This is a genomic window from Streptococcus mitis, assembly GCF_009496205.1.
GTDB classification, from domain to species: Bacteria; Bacillota; Bacilli; order Lactobacillales; family Streptococcaceae; genus Streptococcus; species Streptococcus mitis_BN.
In genome coordinates this window covers 1-1969 of sequence record NZ_WIJO01000100.1, presented here as the reverse complement: position 1 = coordinate 1969, position 1969 = coordinate 1, and the positions used below count along the sequence as shown (strand labels likewise).

Below are 1969 nucleotides of genomic sequence, written 5' to 3'. Positions count from 1 at the left end.
GCTTCTCTAAGCTATATCCTTGTTTTCTAAGTTCATAGATCTGAACTTTATCATCATAAGTTAATTTCATAATAAAAACACCCCAAAAGTTAGATTTTTTCTGTCTAACTTTTGGGGTGCAGTTCAATATGATGCGCTTTTCTTATCTTAAAAACTTTTTTACCAATCTCTTTATTTCACAGGTATCTCCTTCATCACACGTGCAGGATTACCAGCTAGGACAACGTTGTCACCAAAGGACTTAGTAATTACAGCCCCTGCTCCAGCAACAACATTATTACCCAATGTCACTCCAGGAAGGATAATAACACCACCTCCAGCCCAGAAATTGTCTCCGATAGTAATAGGTTTGCCGTATTCCACACCTGAATTGCGTTCCTTCGGGTCCAATGGATGGAGGGGAGTCAAGAACTGACAGTTGGGACCAATCATAGCATTGTCCCCGATGCGAATTGGACAAACATCCAGCATGGTCAAGTTCCAATTAGAATAAAAATTTTCCCCTAGATGGATGTTGACTCCATAGTCGACCACCAGGCGTGGATTGATATAAAGATTTTGCCCAGTTGAACCAAACCAATCCTTGATAATCTCCGCCCCCTTCAAGGGATCTTCTTCCTCGTTAAAAGCAGCCTGTTTTTAGCGAGAAGCCTGAGCCAAGGCCCGCAATTCTGGGTCCGATGGACGGTAGACCTCTCCCACTATCATTTTCTGGTATTCACTGGTCATTGTTTTCTTCTCCTTGTTCCCTACTATCATATCAAATTTTCTACGTGTCTGACTAGGATAAGGAGCAATTTCTACAATTGATACCCTACTCTTCATCATATCCTGTCTAAGCGAATACGAGTCACGATTCCATCTGGGTCTGTGATTTCCAACTGGCTAGATGTCAGCCGCTTGATTGGTGCATCAACTTCTTGTGCTCTCTGGGCAATCGTTAACAGTTCTTCTTTATGTTCGACTTCAATAACATAATAGGCTAAACCTGACAAGTCTTGCTTACGCGGAGCCAAATCTTTTCCTCCCCATTCGTTGACTGCCAAATGATGATGGTAATCTCCAGCCGCAATCCAACTAGCGCTAGGTACACTGAATTTATCCTCTAACCCTAACACCTTTTGATAAAACTGGCTGGACTTTCGACTATCCTTGACGGAAAGATGAATATGCCCCATTCTCGTACCTTCTGCCAGGATAAAGGGCTCTACTCTTTCCCCCAACTCATAAATGTCCTGCGCCGCAAGAGCCTCCGTCACTCCGATAATGCGTCCATCTTCTCGAATATCCCATGTGGAAACCGGCTTATCTCGATAGAGTTCAATGCCATTTCCCTCCAAATCTTCCAAGTAAATAGCTTCACTGTAACCATGGTCTGCACCGCCGATAAGAGGAATCTGTAAATCTGTCAGGTGTTTCAAGACATCAGCCAAATCCTTTCGTGTCGGCAAGAGAATAGCCAGATGGTAAAGACCATAATGTTCCCTTACTTCACCGCTCTCTTGTGTTTGAATCAGCTGTACCAAGGCTGTTCCACCAAGGCCTAGAATGGACTCTGTCTCCGTTTGAGATAAGATTTCTAAACCAATAATTTGCTGATAAAAGGCTGTTTGACTTGCCAAATCCTTTACATTTAAAACTGCCTCTGCCAAATAAATGTGGCTCTTGTATTCATAGGTCATAAATGGCCCTCTTTCCCAGATGTAATTATTATCGTGACAACTATTATATAATTTCCATCAAGAAAGTCAAGTCAGACAACTTAAGAGATGCGGAGCAATAACGCCAGTTCAGGATAAGATAAAGTAAATTTTTCCATAATAAAACGCATATTATCAAAGTTTTCTGTACTGACCCCAAAAAGTTAGACAATTAATTTATCCGAAGGATTTAGTTCTGTATTGTACAGGGCTAAGTCCTTTTAGTTTTACCTTAATTCGTTTATTGTTGTAGTAATCAATATAGTCTA

Annotated in this window: 2 protein-coding genes and 2 pseudogenes; all 4 read right to left on the bottom strand. The window is 41.3% G+C overall.

Translation table 11 applies throughout. The features are described from left to right. Nucleotides 1-70 (bottom strand): annotated as a pseudogene (locus GEZ85_RS10060) (transposase); the annotation flags it as partial. 101 nt (nucleotides 71-171) lie between these two features. Then, nucleotides 172-729 (bottom strand): annotated as a pseudogene (locus GEZ85_RS10055) (sugar O-acetyltransferase). A 95-nt stretch (nucleotides 730-824) separates the two neighbouring features. Continuing rightward, complete coding sequence (locus GEZ85_RS10050; protein ID WP_153210207.1) at nucleotides 825-1682, bottom strand: VOC family protein; 858 nt, start codon at nucleotides 1680-1682, stop codon at nucleotides 825-827. Between the two features lie 195 nt (nucleotides 1683-1877). Next, nucleotides 1878-1969: IS3 family transposase (locus tag GEZ85_RS10045; RefSeq protein WP_138008867.1), on the bottom strand; the 92-nt coding region annotated here is incomplete at its 5' end.